This is a genomic window from Metabacillus litoralis (assembly GCF_007994985.1).
Classification (GTDB): domain Bacteria; phylum Bacillota; class Bacilli; order Bacillales; family Bacillaceae; genus Metabacillus; species Metabacillus litoralis.
The window spans coordinates 58711-79964 of the sequence record NZ_VOQF01000012.1; the positions used below are offsets into that span (position 1 = coordinate 58711).

Consider the following 21254-nt stretch of genomic DNA (forward strand, 5'->3'; position numbering starts at 1 on the left):
TTATGATTTTAGTTTGGAGGGTTCACTATTACTTTTGGTCCAAGGATTTTAAAAACAGGATTAGCTGTATCCTTATCAATATACATATGCTCTTTATTTAACTTTGAACTAGCTGTTTTTGCAGGTGTTGCAGCAATTTTAGCCATACAGCCATCAATTTATCGTACATGGAAACAAATGGTCGACCAAATTATCGCCAATACAATTGGCGCGACCATTTCACTATTTTTCATCTACTTCTTTGGTGAAAATCCAGTAATCATTGGATTCGTAATCATCATTGTTATTTCAATAAGTTTAAAATTAAATATGCAAAGTACCATTCCTTTAACCCTTGTTACTGTCCTGGCAGTTATGAGTGCTGCAGGAAGTGAGGATCTTTATTTTGCTTTAGAAAGGTTTTACGTCATTTTAATAGGGACATTTACGGCGATTTTAGTTAATCTACTCATTCTTCCACCAAGATATAAAAAGTCATTTATCCAGTCTGTGGAAAAAACGTTTCAAAATATGTCATTACTTATTAGAACGGCTATTTCTAATGAATTAACAGAAGCAACTTATCAGGAGCATAGCAAGACCTTTAAAAAGGACATAAAAAAATTAGAAGATCAATTTCTGTTGTTTGATGAAGAAAGAGCAAAGCTTGGAAGAAAAGCTAATCAACTACATGCAAGGGAAATCCTTGTTTTTAGGCAGTTATTTAAAACGTTACAAGAAGGAGCGCAGTTATTAGAGAATATTGAGGACCACTTTTTTCAAAGTAATAAAATTGAAGAAGAAGCAGAATTTTTTGATGATCAGCTTGAACACTTAATTAAGTATCATGAATTCTTACTGTTAAAGTATCAGGGCAAAATTAAAGAAAATCATTCTGGCTTTGATCAAGAAGATTTTAAAGAAAGCTATGAACTTAAACTAAAATTATACCTACAAAATACAGATCAAAATGTTCGCTTACTAATTGTCGCTTCCTCAATCATCGATTATTCCTTTCATTTAAAGCGACTGGATAAACTGATTAGCCAGTTGAATAATCAATGATTTTATGAAATTGTAAATAACATTAAATTACTTTTAATTTTTCCTAATAATTGAAATACTAAAAGTATCTTTTTCATAAGATACTAAAGTTGTTATAACGTTATATGAAATCTTTTCATGTTAATAAGATCACTTCTTATAGTGATCTTTTTTCATGCTGTTTTTAATTTAGGCTATTTTCTTAAACCTTTGTTGCTTTTAGTCATATGAAGTGAAAAGCAATGTATAAAGTCTAGTCTAGTGGCATCTTTTCTTCTTAGAATAGTATTGTATATGATAAAAACATAGTTACTAACAGGAAATTAGTTATTTATAAACATTCCTTTTAGAAAAGAGCCTTAATTTATTTAACTCAAGCAACTATTTCATATTAATTGACTTTATCATTCTCGTTACTTATATTTATATAGACCGATCTCTATAATACAATTGTAAAGGACGTTTAGACGTGAAAAACAAAGTAAATACAAGAGATATGATATTAGAAACGGCAAGTCGCTTATTTCAGCGTCAAGGCTATAACGGTACAGGAATCAACCAGATTATTGAGGAGAGTGGTACACCAAAAGGATCTTTGTATTATCATTTTCCAAATGGTAAAGAAGAGATTGCTATAGAAGCAATCAAGCTTGTAAAAGAGAAGATCCTCGAACATACAAAACATGACATGTTGGCTGCCGATGATGTCATTGATGCCTTTCAACAGCATATTAACAACATTGCCGATTTTTATGATACGGAGGATTGTACAGAATGGTTAAAGATTGGGCTACTAGCTTCTGAGACTGCTTCAACACATGAAACTCTCCGACTCACATGTGAAACAGCCTTCAAGGAAGGGCAAATGCTATATGCCGATACATTGATAAAGCATGGGTATGAGACACCTTTAGCACAAGAGCTGGCCATCACAATAAACTCTTTGCTAGAAGGTGCAACAACGATTTCTTTAACACGTAAAAGTGGAGATACATTACGGGTTATTGCAAAACAAATACCAACATTACTTAGAGGAAAAAATTCGGGAGGAAATAGAGAATGAATATAGATAGTCAAAGTAGTAATACAACGCAACAAGAAATGAGCGAATTTAGAGTAGTACCTATCCTTGTTTCTTTCCTAATTGCTGGTTTTATTGGCTTGTTTAGTGAAACAGCATTGAATATGGCACTAGGTAGTTTAATCAAGGATTTTGGTATACATGAAACAACCGCTCAATGGTTAACAACAGGTTATCTTTTAACTTTAGGTATTCTCGTGCCGGTTTCTGGACTTATATTACAGTGGTTTACGACAAGACAATTATTTATTGTTTCAATTGCACTTTCAATTATTGGTACTTTAATAGCTGCACTTGCTCCAACTTTTGAGTTTTTAATGATTGCACGTGTTGTTCAAGCGATGGGTACAGCTCTAATGCTGCCACTAATGTTTAACACGATTTTGATTATCGTCCCACCTTATAAGCGTGGGAAAATTATGGGGTTATTGGGCCTTGTTATTATGTTCGCCCCTGCTGTTGGACCAACATTATCAGGTCTTATTCTACAGTCACTTTCATGGCATTGGATCTTCTGGATCTCACTACCATTCTTGGTAATTGCATTAATCTTCGGATCAGTTTTCATGCAAAATGTTTCTACACCTACGAAGCCTAAGATCGACATTGTATCGATCGCCCTATCAACAATTGGTTTTGGTGGTGTGGTATATGGATTTAGTAGTGCTGGTGAAGGTGGCGGCTGGGGAGAACCAATCGTGATCATTTCCATAGCTGTTGGTCTTCTTTCACTAGTTCTATTTAGCATTCGTCAAACAAAAATGAAACAACCAATGTTAAATCTTCGTGCCTTTAAATACCCAATGTTTGTTGTCGGGTTATTGTTAGTTCTTGTTAGTATGATGATCATTTTATCATCAATGATTTTACTACCATTATATTTACAATCATCTTTAGCTTTAAGTACATTCGCAGCAGGTTTATTGCTTCTTCCTGGTGGTATCATAAACGGTCTTCTTTCTCCAGTTATGGGAAGCTTATTCGACCGTTTCGGACCTAAATGGTTAGTTATTCCAGGTCTTGTGCTTGTTACAGCCGCTTTATTTGGTTTTTCTACAATTGATTTAGAAACAACATCTGCATTTATTGTGGCTATGCACATTGTCATCATGATTGGTGTTTCAATGATTATGATGCCTGCTCAAACAAATGGCTTGAATCAACTACCACCTGAACTATATCCAGATGGTACAGCAATTATGAACACTTTACAGCAAGTAGCAGGAGCTATTGGTACAGCTGTAGCTATCTCTATCTTATCGTCTGGAACTGAAAAGTATCTACAAAATGTCACTGATTTAGCAAACCCAGCAAATCAATTGCTTGCTTTTACATCTGGTGTGCAGGACGCATTTGTTTTTGCTATTGTAGTGGCGATCGTTGGATTTATTATTGGTTTATTTATTAAACGAGTTAAAGTTGAGCAGCAGCAAGCTTCTTAATATATTTAGCTTTAGTAAAAGCTCTTTTGTGAACAGTTTTTTTGAATAAAGTATGATCATCAATGATAGCATTATAAAAACTAGTTCCCTGTTATAACAGGGGACTAATTTTTATTTCATTTAGGTTCTGTTAAACCTTGTTGTTGATTTCCGTTATAGCAAACATTGCCTCTGACTCCAACCAAGACGGTGCTTTAACTAGTTATTGAGTGGCTGATGTTATCATGAGTTCATTGGTTCCAATGTTGGTGAGCAAGCCAGTACCTCGTACAGTATATTAATTCCTTCTTATTTTCAAATAAAGGGTTTGAAACATATATAATATAGGTACCTTAGATAAGAAATAAAGAAAAAATTGGAAATTATTAATGCGAACTAAGGAATAATACTTTAATTTTTCTGCAAAAAATGAGAATGGAAATGCAATAAAGGCATGTACTAATGAATTGAGTAAAATAAACCGACTAAAATTTCCGTATGTCAGTTTAAGTGTCCACAATGCTACCATTAGAAAAGGACCAAGTTGAAAAGGGAATTCCCCAAATAAAGATGACTTGGGTTTATTATAAAAAACCCACCATCTTTGTTTTTTTCCATAACGTTGATGAAGCATTTCAATCAGCAAAATAAGGATTGATGCTGGAAGAAATCTCTTTAAATTTCGTAATCCTAATGCGGGTAATGTCAAAAATGACACAACTACCATACCTATATTAAGTAACCATTGATTTTTCGTTGACACCTTTACAACTCCTTTCTTTCTTAAGATTTACCTATACTTATCAAGATATTCTCAAATTTGGCCTGATTACTTACCTTAAATTCAATTGATATTTAACTTGAATTTTCCCCAGTAACTGTCAATAATATGAATATTGAAGTCTTTTCCAATTAAATTCAATTCCAACAAAGGGAGTATAACTAATGTCAACTGCTTCTATTGAAAAACAAACAATACCTTCTGATCAACAAACAAAAACTGCCTATAATATTTTATTCATCATTGGTTTTTGTCATCTATTAAATGACAGTATTCAGTCCGTTATTCCGGCGATGTTTCCAATCTTAGAAAAATCAATGGGATTAACTTTTACACAGCTTGGTCTTATTGGATTTTCACTTAATATGGTTTCATCTGTTATGCAGCCTGTTGTGGGTTTATATACAGATAAACGCCCTATTCCATATGCATTACCTATTGGTTTAACAAGCTCTATGCTTGGTGTGCTTGGTTTAGCCTTTGCACCATCATTTATCACAATCCTACTTTCCGTTATCTTTATTGGATTAGGTTCAGCTATATTTCATCCAGAGGGCTCACGTGTTGCCTATTTAGCTGCTGGAAATCGTCGGGGACTTGCACAATCAATTTATCAGGTTGGAGGAAATAGCGGTCAAGCACTTGCACCTGTTATTACTGCATTAATTCTTGTTCCTCTTGGTCAATTTGGCGCAATTTGGTTTACAGTTGTAGCTGGAATAGCAGTTGTGTTTCTTTTCTACATAGCTGGTTGGTATTCTAGAAAAGTTCAAGCAGCAACACCAATTAAAAAAATGGCAAAAACAACAAATACAAAACAACCTGCCATTTCTAAAGCAGTTCGCAATGCCATTCTTGTCATCATATTCCTTATTTTCGCGCGAACTTGGTACGGTAGTGCTATTGCTAACTTTTACACATTCTACGCCATTGAAAAATTCAATTTAACAATTGCAGGGTCTCAAATGTATATTTTTGTCTTTCTCGTAATGGGTGCAGTTGGTACATTTATTGGTGGTCCTTTAGCTGATCGTTTTGGGAAACGCAATGTGATTATCACTTCTTTACTAGCAACTGCTCCACTCACATTATTACTGCCTTTTACAGGTCCTGTTGTTTCTATATTTTTATTAGCTTTAATTGGAGTTATTCTCATGTCTAGCTTTTCTGTTACCGTTGTTTATGCCCAAGAGCTGGTTCCAGGAAAAATTGGCACAATGTCCGGTTTAACCGTAGGACTTGCATTTGGTATGGGAGCAATCGGGTCAGTCGCATTAGGAGGAATGATTGATGTTGTTGGTTTAACACCTACAATGATTAGTGTCGCATTTTTACCGCTTCTAGGTTTTCTAGCATTTTTGCTACCATCTGATCAAACTTTAAGAGAATGGCAATTTAATAGATAGTTCCACTAATGGAAAAAGTTTCTGAAAACTTTAATCTAATTGTAACCTACGGTACCCCTTTTCTATGTTATAACTATTTAAGTATAGAAAGGGGTTGCTTTATGCGAGCTTTTAAGAGAACCTTTGCCACAACACTTAGTGTACTTCTATTATCTTTATCTATTTCACATGTGGCAAATGCCGAGTCTACTAAAAACACTTTAAACAGTGCCAATGAACAGCTAGAGCAAAAACAACAAACCATTCTTCAAAAGGAGAAGGAACAACAGACTATTTCTTCAGAAGTTGATTCCTTACAAAAAAATATACAAGCAATGGATGCAGAAATTACAAAAAACCTAGAATCTCTAGCTCATGTTGAAACAAAAATGACAGAAATTAAACAGATTATTGAACAGAAAAAAGAAGAAATTGTTCTACTACAGGACAAGGTTTATGCTCGTGAAGGAATAATGGAAAAGCGTTTAGTTGCTCTTCAGCATAGTGATCATACAACAATCGTTATTGATACTTTAATAAATTCAGAAAGCATTGGTAACTTCTTTGAACGAATTGGTGCTGTTAGCACACTACTAAATGCAGACAAAAAGATTCTTGATGAGCAAGAAGCAGATATAAAACAAATCGAAGAAGATAAGAAAGAAATAGATAAACAAGAACAGCTACTAGCTAGTCAACAAGCTGATCTTGAAAGTAAAAGAGCTTCGCTTGAGGAAAACCGCACTCAAAGAAATCAAGCACTTATTGCGATGCAGGATAAGTACACGAAAATTGCAGCTGAATTAACAGATGCTAAGCAAGATAAAACAAAAATCCTAACACAAATAAACTCGATTCAAGCTGAAATCAAGAAGGAAGAAGCTGCAGCCAAAGCAAGATCAGTTGAACTAGCAAAAGCTAAGAAAGAAGCAGAAACAGCTGTTCAACATACAGTCGCACCACCTTCTAAATCGAGTAAAGATAAACCAGCTTCAAGTAAAACAGCAGGTAAAGAAATGTATGTAACTGCAACAGCTTATAGCCATCAAGATACAAAAAATGATCTTACCTATTTAGGTTACAATATTAAAAAAAATCCCCATATGAAGCTCATCGCTGTTGATCCTGGTGTTATTCCACTTGGATCCAAGGTCTGGGTTGAAGGCTATGGTGAAGCAATCGCTGGTGATACGGGTGGAGCCATTATTGGACATAAAATTGATGTTCTAATGCCATCTAGTGCTCATGCTATACAATGGGGCCGTAAAACCGTTAAAATTGTCATTTTAGATTAATTTGACAAAAAAAGGATAGATTAGATTAGTGTGGCGACTAGTTTAATCTATCCTTTTTTAGTGTAATATTTAACCTTACCCTTATGTTTGAAAAACAAACGCCATTAATGATTTATCTTCTTTGAAGTTCCAATCAATAAATATATCTTTAATACTATTGTTGAAAATTTCATCAAATTTCCCATAGCGGTGGAAATAGCTTTTCTCTAATTCATCTTTTGTTATCTTCAGCTCATCCGCAAACCCCTTAGTAATTAATGCTTTTTCAATCGGAATTAATATCCCCTTCCTCTCAACTAAATAAATTGATTGAGATAAAGGATAAACATGGATAATATCTGGAACCTTTTGAACTAATTCACTTATCCTCGCTATTTCTTTTTCTAACTTTTGTATGACTATATTATTTTCATTGCAGGTTTCTTTTATTTCTTCATTCAATACAAAAAAAAGCAAACCGGAATTATTAGGAAAGTTCCAATCATGATAACTCTCTTCTACTTCACGGTCTATAGTCACTTTAATTATTCCCTTCAATTCCTCTATTATGTGCTCAATAATAACCGCCCTTGCCTTTTCAACCTGTTCTTGTTGGCCTTGTTGAATCAAAACCTCTTCCATTGGGGAAATAAAGCCCTGAATATAAATAACAAAGTGTTGCTTACAAATAGTCGACTGACATGACTGGGGACCCTTACCAAAATTTTTCCTAAGTAACTTACTAGTTAGACTGCTGATTGAATTTAATCTATCCTGATCCATGCAAATCCACCTTTTTATAAAATAAATAAGATTATTCTAGCATGTTACTTTTATTTTGGCATGAATTAGTGCTCTGATGATTTTTTACTAGTATACTCAACCTTCCTTTAAAAACACAAAAAAGCATATTTTTTACAAATATGCTTGATAATTCAGCGTTCTGTATCTATCTAATAAAATCTTCTAATAAGTAAGTTAAATACTCTAATTCATAGCTAGTAGTAATCTTAGAGTTCATTGTTATGTCTAAATTGTTCAACATAACTTTTACATCCTCTATATATTTAATCATTTCACTTATAATCAACACAATGCTCGAAACAATGTTAATTATTAGCTCCCGATCAACATCTTCACTACATATTAGCTTCATACTTTGACTTTTTAAATTTAAAAGATCTTGAAAAGAAGTTTTCAATTGTGTGTTATTTAGATTCTTTATTTCTATTAAATTCATGGTTTTATTGATACTATCAATCGTCACATTTATTTCCTTAGTTGTCTGTGACACAAGGTTATTAAGTATCTTTAATGAATATGAGTACTCATATGTTAGATTCATACAACTTTCCTCAGATCTTTTCATTTGAACACCCTTTATTCTTTTTAATTCCTTTTTAAATTAAAAGCCAAAACAGCAAGATAAATAAAGCTAATTTCCTGCTATTTTGGCATAATGATAGTTTAAAAGAATGGAATCTACAAACCTCATTGTACTATAACATATAATAAAAGCATTCCTAATTTCTATATGACTATAGATTAATAATAGTAAAAAATAGAAATAATGTAAATGAGGTTTTTGTATGGTTATCTTCCTTATACTACCTTTTTAGTAAGGAAAAATCAAAATAAAGAAAGATTAACTACAGATGTACAAATAAAAGACTTCTATCTTTTTCATAATCCCACATTAAATACATTTGATTTATTTTAGTTTCAAAAACACGCTGTAAACGATCCTTATGCTCCAAATAACAATCTTTAATCTCAAATGATCGATCTTGTATGATATTTAAGTGGCCTTTACTAAAGAGTATTTTCTCAACCTGTAAAAGTATCCCCTGACTTTCAATCATATACATATTTGGATTAATACTTACAATTTCTAGTTTACTTGGAGCTTTGTGAATCTCAGCACAGATTTGGATCATTGTGTCAAAAATCTTATCTTTTAGAATTGGATTGAGTTGTGTCTCTTCCCACGATAGTGAGCTCATATTTTCCAGCAACAACATTCCACTATTTTCTTCATAGTTCCAATCATCAAAATATGAATCAAATGTCACACCTAAAACATTTGTTGCTTCATCTGCAAACTCTCTAAATACCGTCTCCATGACAGAAGTACGAAATAAATGCGCTAATCTTAATTGATCATTATTAACTAACACATCTTCAGCTGGAGTAATAAAGTTACGAATATGTACAATTATTTTATTTGAGTGAAAAGTCAGAGAGCAAGCCTCAGGACCTTTTCCAAATCTTCTTTTGAGCAACTTACTTAAAGTACTACTAAGTAGGAGGAGTTCTTCCTGGTAGTAACGATCGATTTTTTTCAATATTGTTCCCCCTTTTCAAATAGCAATCGATTTTTTGTAGATTTTATATTTTATTATTATCAAGAAAGGAAAATTTCGTGGTAACTATCTTTTTCCGTTTCATTGTCAATATAAACCTAGAAATGTAAAAAACAAAAAAGGCCTAACTCCTTGTTTAGAAGTTAGGCCATGGACAGACGAGCTATATAAAAAATAGTTTCTTCCATTTACCATATTATCTTAAGTATGATTTCATTTAATTTTGTTGCTAGAGTGATCTTTAAGTAACTAATAACAGCAAGAAATTAGTCAATAAATATGATAGCATAATTCAATTCTATTGACAATAATGATTGAGTTATTCTCTATCTCTGTATCAATATTTAAGAATATTTCCCTTTATGTTAACTCATCATAAGACGAACACTGTAAATGGAGATGATAGATGTGGATAGAAGAAACCAAAATTCAGAAGTTACACCACATTCAGATGGTGAAAGAGAATCTATTATTAATGACTCTCTATCAACAGCAGGTGCTCAAATGGGGATTAAAATGGATAAAGATAATGAATTCCATCAGGAAAAAAATCCGTTTTATCATCCTATTATCACTGACCCCTCAATGGTTGAATTTGAGAAGCTTATGAGAGGGAAAAAGGTTGAAGAAGAATAATCGAAAGGTGTGAAGCTAAGATGTCTGATTGGAATGAGCAAGCAGCACCAAATAATAACTTACCTGTTAAAAATCTTCGTGCTATAAATGGAAGATTAAATAAGGAAAGCTCTTTTAAAAGTAGATCTTCTAAACAACGTTCACAACAAAAAGATTAGAAATGCTAACATGTAACTATCGAGGTCCGTATAAATGTAAAAAATTTCAGTTTCAATAAAGAGGCTGGGACATAAGTAAAGAAGTCATAAAAAAGATGAAAAAATCTAAATTCAGTTAAGCTGAAAGAAACAAGTTCGTTCCATTGCGCTGCAGACACTCGCTTTCCACGGGGAGGAAGCTGAGCCTCCTCGCTGCGCTTGTGGGGTCTCAGCCTTTCCTCTATTCCCGTAGGTGCCCTAGTGTCTTCCGCTCCATTTCACTAGTTCATTAAAATAGTATAAAAATCAAAAACAAAAAAAACCCGAAATATCACCTAATAATTCGGGTTTTTCATTAACTTACATACTTATGTCTTAGTATGTTTTATTTTTGTCCAACGTTCTGTAATAATTTCTAAGCAATTTCTGTGTTATTAAGAAAATGTAAAAGCCCAAACCCCATATCTATTGTTCATGCTTTGTCATAAACTCATGAATTTTTGCCTTTGTTGGTAAAGCAGATATTGCACCTTTACCTGTTGTTGTTAAAGCACCACTTGCATTAGCATATGAGAGTATTTCTTGATGATTCGATTGTAGGATTGACTCTAGTTCAGAAAGCGATACGTTCTTCTCGAGAAGCTTATATAAAAATCCACCGATAAAAGCATCGCCAGCCCCTGTTGTATCTTGTACTTCAACTTTATAGCCATTCGATTGGTAGCATTTTTCTTTTACATAAAGTTCGGCACCATTTGCACCACGAGTATAAATAACAGCTCTAACATCACCGGTAAATAGTGAAAGTACCGCTTCATCTTCATTAGATATGCCTGCAATGAATTCTAGCTCTTCATCTGATATCTTCAATATATGTGCTTCTGGTATAAAAGATAAAATCGTTTTTCGACAATCTTCAGGAGTCTTCCATAATGGCAGTCGTACATTTGGGTCAAAGCTAATAATTGCACCATTCTCTTTCGCATATTGAATCGCTTTTTTATGTGCTTGTTTCATCGGACTTTCAACTAAATCAACCGAGCAAAAATGTAGAATATCTCCATCTTTAAACCAGCTCTCCTCAATTTCATCCTCTGTTAATAGTAAATCAGCAGAAGGATTTCGATAAAAGGAAAAGTCTCGTTCTCCATCTTCTTTAAGAGAAACAAAGGCTAATGCTGTATTAGCTTCATTTGTTCTAAATACATGATTTGTGTTAACACCAACTTTTGTTAATGTTTCGATAAGGAAATCACCAAACGCATCTTCGCCAAGCTTAGTAATCATTGAGGAATTAGCTCCTGACTTTGCAACGGCAGCAGCTACGTTTGCTGGCGCGCCTCCTGGTGCTCTTTCAAAGGAAGTGACATCTTTTAGCGGCATCCCCTTTTGAGCTGGAATAAAATCAATCAACACTTCACCAATACAAAACAAACTTCCCATGACAACATCACTCCTTATTTATATATCCCATTTCTCAGCATAAAAAGTAGTAGGTCCACCATTAGCAAAGAAACGAATTTCATCACTCTCTTTTTTCGGAAAAATTCTACTAGTGAATACCTCTTCACCATCATTTATAAATAGTTCAACCGATGATACATCAACAAATATGTGGAACTTAATGTGATCATCTGACATCGTACATTTTCTTTGTTCCCCATACTCTTTTGCTAAAGATTGTCCCGATTTACTACGATCTACTATAATCTTTTTTTCTATGCTATCATACATAATGCTAGTATGTTCATCATCACTAGCTCGTATTTCAATTCCGAATTGAGTACTATTATATTCTTTTAATTCACAAATTAACTCAAAAGTTACTCCACTAAAGAACTTTCTTGTTTCATTTGTTAGTGTTGCTTCAACAACTTGTTTTGATTTTCGAAGTTTTTGCAATTCTATTATAGGTTTTTGAAACAATTTCTCGTTTTTAATTGTTAACTCTCTTGGCAATGTTAAGCAGTGTGCCCAACCATCTTGATCTGTAGGATAATCAATTTCAGGCAAACCCATCCACCCAACTAAAATTCGACGACCATCCTGAGCTAATGTTGTTTGTGGAGCATAAAAATCAAAGCCGCGATCAAGTTCGTTGAATCTGCTATGAGAAAAATCTTTCGTTTGCAAATCTAACTTCTGTCCTACTATATATCCTGATTGATAGATATTTTGATAATCATCACCTGAAGCTTCAAGTCCTTGTGGAGAAAAAATAAACACACCACTATCATTCAGTTCAAAATAGTCCGGACATTCCCACATATATCCAAACTCATTCAACTGAGTTTTCACTTCTCCTAAAAATGTCCAGTCAAGAAGGTTATCCGATTTATATAATACCGCACAGCCTGTTAGATTTTCTCTTTGTGCTCCAATAATCGCATAAAATAAATCACCTGATTTCCATACTTTAGGATCTCTAAAATGATCAGTGTAACCAGAAGGCACTTCAGTAATATTCGCTTGCTGTGGTTTTGTAATCCTACCTTGATTGTTCATTTTCGCAACAACCTGATAAGGATGACGTTCCCAGTTTTCGTCACGAGTATTTCCGGTATACATTAAGTATAACTGATCATTATGCTGAATTGCACTTCCAGAATAGGCACCATGGCTGTCATAATCATGATTTGGTTTTATTCCCACACCAACATTCTCCCACGTAACAAGGTCTTGTGACTTTGTATGGTACCAGTATTTGAGTCCGTGAACTGGGCCTAATGGAAACCATTGATAAAACAAATGATATTCACCATTAAAAAAGCAAAAACCATTAGGATCATTTAATAATCCTGTTTCAGGCTGAATATGAAAGCTCTGTCTCCACTCACTATTATTTACTTTCTTTTTTAATTCTTCCATTTCATTTATATCTATTTCTTCAAGTCGACGATATCTCATCTCTTTTGTCCATTCCATAAAGTTCGTTCCCCTTAAATTGAAAATATCGTGAATAATTTATTTAAGTCTCAAAAATAAAGATAGGAGAATCGTCAAAATGATTGATTCTCCTAAACTATTTGATTAGTTCTGTTCTTTTTTTGCTGCTCTTTTTCCTAAAATAAACGTTACAGTAAATGCTACCGCACATGAGATTACCATACCAATTACGTAAAATGTAATCGAACCTGTTTTAATAGAGATAATCCCAGGTAGTCCTGCTGCTCCTAATGCAATTGCTTTTACTTTAAAAAGCCCTATAAATCCTGATGCTACTGCAGCTCCAATAATTGCACCAATAAATGGATAACGAAGCTTTAAGTTAACCCCAAACATAGCTGGCTCAGTAATTCCCAGTAGTGATGAAATACCAGCAGCAGATGCTATACCTTTAATTTTCGCATCACGAGTTAGTAATAAAACAGCTAGTGTTGCTGCACCTTGGGCAACATTTGACATCGCTGCAACAGGGAAAATAAATGATCCTCCAGTTTTGGCAATATCAGCAAGTAACTGAGTTTCAACAGCAATAAAGCTATGATGCATTCCTGTAATAACAACTGGTGCATACGCTAAACCAAATAGAGCTGTTCCAATAAAGCCTGTTGTATCATATAACCAAATCAACCCATCTGATAAAAGATTTCCTGCTGTTCTTGTTAGTGGACCTACTATTGTAAACGTCAATAATCCTGTAATAAAAATTGATAATAACGGTGTTAATAGGTTATCTAATGAAGACGGTGTAATTTTGCGTAAATTTGTTTCAATTTTAGCTAAAATAAATGATGCTACTAATACCGGAAGCACCGTTCCTTGATAACCGATCTTAGCAATTTCGTAACCTAGTATATTCCAATACGGAATTTCTCCACTTGTTAAAGCTGCTCCGTAATTATATCCATTTAATAAATCTGGATGAACCATTAACATCCCAAGTGTTGCACCTAAGTATGGATTACCTCCAAAGCGCTTTGTAGCTGAAAATCCAATTAAGATTGGTAGAAAAACAAATGCGGCATTTGCAAATGTATTTATAAGTGCTGCTAAATCAGCTATTCCTGGATTAGCTTCTACAAGTGACATCCCATCTACAAATAAATCAGAAGCAGTTAATAAATTGTTAAGCCCCATTAACAAACCACCGGCAACAATTGCTGGGATGATTGGGACAAATATATCAGATAGCATCTTAACGAAACGCTGTAATGGATTCATTTTCTTTGAGCCTGCACTGCTAACATCCTTTGTTGACATTTCTTCCATTCCAGTTAGCTTTGAAAGCTCATTATAAACATTGTTCACAGTACCTGACCCTATAATAATTTGATATTGTCCTCCAGTTGAAAATGTTCCTTTTACAATATCCATTTCATCTAATTTCTCTTGATCTACTTTTTCTTCATCATGTAATACAAGTCGTAATCTTGTTGCACAGTGTGCAGCAGCAGAAACGTTTTCTTTTCCGCCTATTGCAGCTAAAATTTCTTGTGCTATTTGTGGATAGTTCATTTATACTCACCCTTTACTGATTTTAGTATGTAACGTGGAACCGGTTCCTTAAACGAATAAAAAAATATAGTTGGTACCGGTTCCATTTTTAATCAAAATAAAAACCGATGTAATGGAACCGGTTTCGAATAAATTATATATCGCTTACATACGATTGTCAACACTTTCTCGTTCAATCATTTCAACATGAGAAACAGTTAATTTTTCTACAGTTTCTCCGTTAATTAAACGAATCATTTTTTCAGCAGCAAGCTCTCCAGCATCTTTATAAAAGAACTTAACTGTCGTAATACTAGGGTGGATAATCTCCGTTACTTCATAGCCCCCAAAGCCTGTAATCGACAAATCAGTTGGTATGGATAATCCTCGAATTTGAGCTGCTTTTAAAATGCCAAGTGCAATGTTATCTGTTGCACAAACGATAATTGTCGGTGCATGTTGATCTACAATTTCACTGAATTTCTCTGTTGCATCTTTCACACTAAAGCTAGTTTCAAAATACATCAAATCACTATTGCTCTCTTCTTTTATCGCCTGCTGAAACCCTCGTTTTCGTTTCACACCAACAGCTATATCCTTCTCTGTTACACCTAAATAGGCTATCTTTTTGTGACCGTTAGCTAAAACATATTTACCAAGTAAAATACCTGCTTCTTCATCATTATGAATTAAGCTGTAGCAATGCTCACTTTCCTGTCCAACAAGTAACACAGGCACATCCACTTTTTCAAAAGCTTCTAGATGCTGATCCGTCACTTGTGTTGCAAGCAAAATAATACCGGCTATCTTTTGATTTGCTAAATTATAAATGCTCTCAATTTCTCGTTCTAAATCCTGACTTGTATTTGATATAAGTAATTGATAGTTTTCTTCTCGAAGTCTTTCATCTATTCCAATTAACGTTTCTGCTGTCGCATACGAATTTAATCTTGGCACAATCGTCCCAATGATATTTGTTTTCTTTGCCTTTAAACTTCGGGCAAATGTATTAGGAACATAGCCAGTTTCACTTATCACTCGTTCTATTTTCAAACGTGTTTCTTTTCCTACTGATCCCCCATTAAGAAATCTAGAAACAGTACTTTTCGCAACCCCTGCAAGCTTGGCTATTTCACCAATTGTCATATTCATACAACTCCACATTCATGTACTTTGCTTTATAGTATACACCAAATGGTTGGGGTAGTTAAAATAAGGATTATTGAGTTTTTTTGTGTATGTTAAATTTTATTTAATAAACAATTAGATTTAATTAATTATTAAAAGTCGTTCTGTATCTTATTTTCGTAAACTTTGTTGCTAGATAATAAGTTTTTAGTGAAGGTTCAGCTGATTAAATAGTCCAGTAGATATTTATAAACATTCTAATTTTTTAAACTTGTGCTGAAGAGTGATGGTAGTTTTTATATTGATAAAATATAGACTGTTGTATTATTATTACAAGTTTGTTTGTATTATTAATTATATACATATTTTGTTATTTCGAGGTAACTGCGTGCATTTTTAGAATTAACTTACTATATGTAGATCAATTAAATTTATCAAGAATAGGTCAAATATCGTAGTGAAGGGAATAAAGCGAAAATTTATATAGAAATTGGGGTGTAGGGTGTGGTATTTAATTGGTATTTTGAATGGAATCTTATTCAGGTGATGTTCATGTTACTTGCTTGGGGTTTCCTTGCTTATGGGGTTTGGCGTATCTATCAAGCTCAGCATATCGAGGAACGACCAGTGCTTTGGAAATTAATAATCGTTGTGTTGATTGGGCTCTTTTCTTTTTCTATTAATCTTCCATTTTTTGAAGGTGTTCTTTCTATAGCCATTCTTCCTCTTGGGGTTTGGATTTTATATGCAATACTAAAGGGAAAAAGTCGGTGGGATGCCTATCGAAAATATGCTTGGTTGGGCTTTCTTTGGAATTACTTCTTTTTAGGAGCTGCTCTCTTGGCAATCGGAGTATCAGGAGTTGTTTATCCTAAGTATGAAGTGGAAACATATCTTGATGACGTTTCCAAAGCAGAGCTACTTTCTATCCACCCTTCAGGAAAAGAAGTTCATCTTAGCGTGATGAAACTAGAAGAATCCTTATCTTCTTTTAAATCGGAACAGTCAAATGTTACTCAGTGGTACGAAGAAATTAGAGAGCAAATGTGGTCGAACGAAGATGACAAGGAACAGAAAAACGCACAAGAGAAGTTTCCCTATTTGTTAACTGATGTGAAAGCAAAAGCAGGAAAAAAAGTTCGAGTTTATGTGGAATATGACGGAAAAGGATTACTTGTTACCACAAAAGAACATCAATACTATTTTCGTTCTAACACTGCTTCCTTTTTGAAAGAAAGGGGGAGTGAAAATGAGTAAAAAGAAGTTAGTGCTTCTACTATTCATTGCAGGTCTTGTAGCTGTATGTGCATATGCAATGTACATATTCAGTATTCCAAAAGACTTTTATACAGAAGAAGAGCTTTTAGAGAAGATCCCTCTTATCACACCAAAGAAGGAAATTCAAGATATCATACAAATTGATGAAGAAACCTATTTTGTTCCTTTCTTATCAGCTGACGGCTCATATGGATCAAGTATTTGGGTATGGAATACTGGAAAATGGGAATGTGTTGGTACCGATTCTGCTTCTGGTCCTAGTATCCTAGCGAATAACGGAAACTCCTATGTTTATTGGAACGTCCATCCTCATGATAAAGTTCAGGAGTGGCAAATCTATTTAACATCTGAGAGAAATTACTCTGTAACTGATGCCAACAGTGAAAACCGGTTGGAGGTATATTTTCCAAAAATTCAAGTGAAACATACGCTTACGTTAGGAAAAGAAAGCTATGGATATGTTGAGCTACCATCTAAATGGAAGGAAATTATTGGATCTTTTGATTTAAACCCTGCCCAATCAGGACTATTACCTTCTAGTCATTACTACATGTTCCAATATCAAGCTTATAATGATAAACAAGAAGCTGTAGATCTTGAGCATACGTTTCGCAACGGTGGCGGTGGCACTTACACAGGAGATTTTATCCAATACATGCAACAGGTGATTTCTGAGGAACTAGAATAGGTAACCTTTTCTTTTAGTTCTCATTTAATTAAACCTATTTTCCAAGGGATTATTTAAATACCCTGTTATAAAGGATAACCTATAATAAACAGCACCTCCAATTGTTTAAATTATATTTGTTTAAATTATATTTCAAAACAAACGAGGTGCTATTATTTTTTAAAATATTTAATTGTGTATAAGTTACAAATAAAAAACATTTCCCTCAAAAAAGAGGGAGTGAGATCCAAAATTAGGATCGCACCCCCTTCTATCCACCATGACATTATTTTTATACAGGAACCGCAACGAAAAATTCATTATAAAGTGCCTGAACCGCACGTTTTTCTTGTGGTTCTTTTACTCCGAACATCATACTTACCTCTGATGATCCTTGGTTGATCATCTCAATATTCACCCCGGCATCTGCTAAAGCTTTAGACGCACGAGCTGTAGTACCTACATTGTGACGCATTCCTTCACCAACAACCATGATTAACACAAGGTCATGCTCAATGATGACTTCGTCAGCTTGTAACTCTGTCATAATCCGTTCTGTAATTTGCTTTTCTACTTTTTTACTCATTTGCTTTTGTCTTAAGATAACTGTTACATCATCAATTCCAGATGGAACATGCTCATATGTTAAACCATAATCCTCTAAAATTTGTAGCAGCTTTCGTCCAAATCCAATTTCTCTATTCATTAAGTATTTGCTAATGTAAATGCTACAAAAGCCTTTGTCACTGGCAATTCCAATAACAGGACCATTTGAATTCGCACGCTCATTAACAATTTTTGTTCCTGGAGCTGATGGGTTATTTGTGTTTTTCACATTAACAGGAATTCCTGCACGAAAAGCTGGAATTAATGCTTCATCATGGAAAACCGAAAAACCAGCATATGAAAGTTCACGCATTTCTCGATACGTTAACTCAACAATTTCTTTTGGATTTTGAACAATCGTTGGATTAACAGAGTATACAGCATCAACATCTGTAAAGTTTTCATATAAATCAGCTTTAATACCATTTGCAAGAATAGAGCCAGTGATATCAGAGCCACTTCTAGAAAAGGTAAGAACTTCTCCACTTTTGCTATAACCAAAAAACCCTGGAAAAATGATGATACCTTTACGATCACGAAGTTTATATAAATTTTCATATGACTCAGGAAGAACTTGTGCATTACCTGGTTCATCTGAAACTAATAATCCCGCATCCTTAGGGTTAACATATTGGGCATCCACACCACTGTGTTGAAAGTAAGCAGCTATTAGTTTCGCGTTATTATCTTCTCCACTTGCTTTTACAGCATCTAAGTAGCTTTCTGGTTTACTTTTATCACTCTCTAATAATTCTTTTAGATCATTAGTGATCGTCTGTATAATATCGGAGGGAATTGATAATTCCTTTACAATGCTTTCATAACGGTCAATAATTGCTTGAAAGATTACTTTTGCATCTTCATTTTCTAGATGCTTTTCTGCACATTCAATAAGCATGTCTGTCACCTTGATATCATCTGAATAACGTTTACCAGGAGCAGACACAACAACCACTTTCCGAGACGAATCTGAGACAACAATTTGTAAAACCTTTTTTAATTGTTCACCTGATGCTAAGGAAGATCCTCCGAACTTTACAACCTTCATTTCTACAACTCCTATTATTTAAAATTTTCTGTCAAATTTTAATCCTTATTATCACCTTTTTTTCATAAATAATCAAGAGTTTTCTTCCCAGAAAGAACATTTGTGTTTTTTGTAAGGACATAATAAAGTTTCTTCACATAAAAAAGAGACATTATTGTCTCTCCAGTGTGTAGACAAAGTATATTTTCAAGCCCTTCAGACTGATTGAAAACGCTTGACTTTCAAGGCACGAAGCCTTGTGAGGAGCGGAGTTACCCGATTTGGTAATGAGCACCGCAGCAAGGTGAGTAACGAAGAAAGCGAGCGTTTGTCAACAGTCTGAAGAGACATTATTGTCTCTCTTTTCTATTGCTATAGGTATTTATTTTTTAACGTTTTCAGTGCAAATATTCTTATCTACTCTCAAGATTTAAATCAAGCGTTTGTTTAAGGCTGGTTTCGTAAACTTTGTAGCTTTTACAATTCCAAGTAAACAGCACTGTATCAAGCATAGTGGCTTCTTTTCTTCAAAGATTAGTACCTTATTATCAATAAATAAATGTTTCAACTGAAAAATAGGGCAATTAGCAACATTTTTTTAGAAATGTTTAAAGAACCTTACTTAAAAAGGCCTTTGTTCGTTCTTGCTGAGGGTTATCAAATAGCTCGCTTGGGACGTTTTCTTCTACTATATATCCACCATCCATGAAAAGAACTCGATCACCTACTTCTTTTGCAAAGCCCATCTCATGAGTAACCACAACCATTGTCATTCCCTCTTTTGCGAGCTGCTTCATTACTTCAAGAACTTCTCCTACCATTTCTGGATCAAGAGCAGATGTTGGTTCATCAAATAGCATAATTTTCGGTTCCATAGCTAGTGCTCTGGCAATCGCTACTCTTTGCTTTTGACCACCAGATAAGGAGCTTGGATAGGCCTTTGCTTTTTCAGCTAATCCAACCTTTTGTAGTAGCTTCATTCCTCTATCTTTAGCTTGTTCTTCACTTAGCTTTTTTACCTTCATTGGAGCCAAGATGATATTTTCAAGTACCGTTTTATGAGGAAATAGGTTAAATTGTTGAAAAACCATTCCCACATCTTCACGAATTTTATTAAGATCAGTTTTTTTATCTGTTAAATCAACACCATCAATCAAAACTTGTCCACCTGTTGTTGATTCAAGTAAATTTAAACAGCGTAAAAAGGTTGATTTTCCAGAGCCTGAAGGACCAATAACAACAACAACCTCTTGCGGCTTAATTGTTGCATTAATATCTTTTAGTACCTGATTTTCACCAAATGATTTCTTTAATTGTTTTACCGTAATCATTCCGTCGTCAACCTTCTTTCAAGTTTATTAAGTAGGAAGCTTAGCGATAATGTTAAAATTAAATAAATAAGGGCAACAGTTAAGTATGGCTCCCAAACACGATAGTATTGAGTTGACATGGCTCTTCCCCAGTACATAATCTCTGGAGCTGCTACAACAGCTGCTAAAGATGACTCTTTTATTAACACGATAAACTCATTCCCAAACGGAGGAATCATTCGCTTAAAAGCTTGTGGTAAGATAACATGTGTCATCGCTTGAACATGATTCATTCCAAGTGATCTCGCTGCCTCCATTTGACCACGATCAATGGATTGAATTCCCCCTCTAAAGATTTCAGCAATATATGCTGCAGCATTTAATGAAAGAGCTATAATAGCTGCTGCTATCCCATTTGTTTGACCAGTAAAAAGTGGTACAACCCCAAAATGAATTAATAGTATTTGCACAAATAAAGGTGTACCTCTAAAGAACGTAATATACATTCTAAAAGGAAGCGCTAGCAATTTATTGTTCATCATTTTCCCAAGTCCAATACCAAGACCAAGAAGAGTTCCAATTAGAATCCCACCGAGAGATAAGCCAATTGTTAACAAAGTTCCCTTTAATAAAAATGGCGCATATTCAACAATAATATCAAACCTAAAATCCATTTATATTCCTCCTAAACAAAAGCATA

General features: G+C 34.2%; 21 protein-coding genes. 9 read left to right on the forward strand and 12 right to left on the reverse strand.

Annotated elements, in window-relative coordinates; genetic code table 11:
* Positions 1-8: 8 nt before the first annotated feature.
* Entirely contained in the window at positions 9-146 is a 138-nt protein-coding gene (locus FS935_RS23990; RefSeq protein ID WP_240050945.1) for a hypothetical protein, read from the reverse strand.
* On the opposite strand from FS935_RS23990, the gene FS935_RS17625 reads away from it, so the two are divergent.
* The 3 genes from FS935_RS17625 to FS935_RS17635 all read left to right on the forward strand — a co-directional run bounded on the left by FS935_RS17625 (position 85) and on the right by FS935_RS17635 (position 3546).
* Positions 85-1044 (forward strand): FUSC family protein, encoded by a 960-nt coding sequence (locus FS935_RS17625; RefSeq protein ID WP_240050950.1) that lies wholly within the window; start codon positions 85-87, stop codon positions 1042-1044. The two genes, FS935_RS23990 and FS935_RS17625, sit on opposite strands and share 62 nt — an antisense overlap.
* Positions 1045-1492: 448 nt before the next feature.
* The gene (locus tag FS935_RS17630; RefSeq protein WP_240050946.1) at positions 1493-2086 is read left to right on the forward strand and encodes a TetR/AcrR family transcriptional regulator; all 594 of its coding nucleotides are present in this window, start codon (positions 1493-1495) and stop codon (positions 2084-2086) included.
* Entirely contained in the window at positions 2083-3546 is a 1464-nt protein-coding gene (locus FS935_RS17635) for a DHA2 family efflux MFS transporter permease subunit (protein ID WP_240050947.1), read from the forward strand. Before FS935_RS17630 ends, FS935_RS17635 begins: the two co-directional genes overlap by 4 nt.
* Before the next feature lie 277 nt (positions 3547-3823).
* On the opposite strand, the gene FS935_RS17640 is transcribed toward FS935_RS17635, so the two are convergent.
* Positions 3824-4288, reverse strand: a complete 465-nt coding sequence (locus tag FS935_RS17640; protein WP_146949958.1) for a hypothetical protein — start codon at positions 4286-4288, stop codon at positions 3824-3826.
* Between the two features lie 182 nt (positions 4289-4470).
* Between FS935_RS17640 and FS935_RS17645 the strand changes: the two genes are divergently transcribed.
* Together FS935_RS17645 and FS935_RS17650 are read left to right on the forward strand one after the other, a co-directional pair.
* Positions 4471-5712, forward strand: coding sequence for an MFS transporter (locus FS935_RS17645; protein WP_146949959.1), 1242 nt, complete (start codon positions 4471-4473; stop codon positions 5710-5712).
* 101 nt (positions 5713-5813) lie between these two features.
* On the forward strand, positions 5814-6986 hold the full coding sequence (locus FS935_RS17650; RefSeq protein WP_146949960.1) for a 3D domain-containing protein: 1173 nt from the start codon (positions 5814-5816) through the stop codon (positions 6984-6986).
* A gap of 81 nt (positions 6987-7067) precedes the next feature.
* Here FS935_RS17650 and FS935_RS17655 read toward each other — a convergent pair whose 3' ends face one another.
* From FS935_RS17655 to FS935_RS17665, 3 genes are all read right to left on the reverse strand, one after another.
* The gene (locus tag FS935_RS17655; protein ID WP_146949961.1) at positions 7068-7748 is read right to left on the reverse strand and encodes a Na-translocating system protein MpsC family protein; all 681 of its coding nucleotides are present in this window, start codon (positions 7746-7748) and stop codon (positions 7068-7070) included.
* Positions 7749-7914: 166 nt separating this feature from the next.
* Positions 7915-8310: a hypothetical protein gene (locus FS935_RS17660; protein ID WP_146949962.1), complete on the reverse strand. Its 396-nt coding sequence runs from the start codon at positions 8308-8310 to the stop codon at positions 7915-7917.
* 304 nt (positions 8311-8614) lie between these two features.
* Positions 8615-9310: a Na-translocating system protein MpsC family protein gene (locus tag FS935_RS17665; RefSeq protein ID WP_158638639.1), complete on the reverse strand. Its 696-nt coding sequence runs from the start codon at positions 9308-9310 to the stop codon at positions 8615-8617.
* Between the two features lie 426 nt (positions 9311-9736).
* Here FS935_RS17665 and FS935_RS17670 point away from each other — a divergent pair, with 426 nt between their 5' ends.
* Together FS935_RS17670 and FS935_RS23475 are read left to right on the forward strand one after the other, a co-directional pair.
* Positions 9737-9964, forward strand: coding sequence for a hypothetical protein (locus FS935_RS17670; protein WP_146949964.1), 228 nt, complete (start codon positions 9737-9739; stop codon positions 9962-9964).
* Positions 9965-9984: 20 nt separating this feature from the next.
* Complete coding sequence (locus FS935_RS23475) at positions 9985-10122, forward strand: hypothetical protein (protein ID WP_158638640.1); 138 nt, start codon at positions 9985-9987, stop codon at positions 10120-10122.
* A gap of 444 nt (positions 10123-10566) precedes the next feature.
* On the opposite strand, the gene FS935_RS17675 is transcribed toward FS935_RS23475, so the two are convergent.
* From FS935_RS17675 to FS935_RS17690, 4 genes are all read right to left on the reverse strand, one after another.
* Positions 10567-11544, reverse strand: coding sequence for a carbohydrate kinase family protein (locus tag FS935_RS17675; protein WP_146949965.1), 978 nt, complete (start codon positions 11542-11544; stop codon positions 10567-10569).
* Positions 11545-11562: 18 nt separating this feature from the next.
* Positions 11563-13026: a sucrose-6-phosphate hydrolase gene (locus FS935_RS17680; RefSeq protein WP_146949966.1), complete on the reverse strand. Its 1464-nt coding sequence runs from the start codon at positions 13024-13026 to the stop codon at positions 11563-11565.
* Positions 13027-13131: 105 nt separating this feature from the next.
* Positions 13132-14559, reverse strand: coding sequence for a sucrose-specific PTS transporter subunit IIBC (locus FS935_RS17685; protein ID WP_146949967.1), 1428 nt, complete (start codon positions 14557-14559; stop codon positions 13132-13134).
* A gap of 144 nt (positions 14560-14703) precedes the next feature.
* Positions 14704-15690, reverse strand: a complete 987-nt coding sequence (locus FS935_RS17690; protein ID WP_146949968.1) for a LacI family DNA-binding transcriptional regulator — start codon at positions 15688-15690, stop codon at positions 14704-14706.
* A gap of 480 nt (positions 15691-16170) precedes the next feature.
* On the opposite strand from FS935_RS17690, the gene FS935_RS17695 reads away from it, so the two are divergent.
* Together FS935_RS17695 and FS935_RS17700 are read left to right on the forward strand one after the other, a co-directional pair.
* Entirely contained in the window at positions 16171-16923 is a 753-nt protein-coding gene (locus FS935_RS17695) for a hypothetical protein (protein ID WP_146949969.1), read from the forward strand.
* Positions 16916-17632, forward strand: coding sequence for a hypothetical protein (locus FS935_RS17700; RefSeq protein ID WP_146949970.1), 717 nt, complete (start codon positions 16916-16918; stop codon positions 17630-17632). Before FS935_RS17695 ends, FS935_RS17700 begins: the two co-directional genes overlap by 8 nt.
* Before the next feature lie 271 nt (positions 17633-17903).
* On the opposite strand, the gene FS935_RS17705 is transcribed toward FS935_RS17700, so the two are convergent.
* The 3 genes from FS935_RS17705 to FS935_RS17715 form a co-directional block, all read right to left on the reverse strand.
* Positions 17904-19265 carry an aspartate kinase gene (locus FS935_RS17705; protein WP_146949971.1) on the reverse strand — a complete coding sequence of 454 codons (1362 nt, stop codon included), beginning with the start codon at positions 19263-19265 and terminating at the stop codon, positions 17904-17906.
* Positions 19266-19852: 587 nt separating this feature from the next.
* Positions 19853-20575, reverse strand: a complete 723-nt coding sequence (locus FS935_RS17710) for an amino acid ABC transporter ATP-binding protein (protein ID WP_146949972.1) — start codon at positions 20573-20575, stop codon at positions 19853-19855.
* Entirely contained in the window at positions 20572-21228 is a 657-nt protein-coding gene (locus tag FS935_RS17715; protein WP_146949973.1) for an amino acid ABC transporter permease, read from the reverse strand. The genes FS935_RS17710 and FS935_RS17715 overlap by 4 nt, the downstream gene beginning before the upstream one ends.
* Positions 21229-21254: the final 26 nt, after the last annotated feature.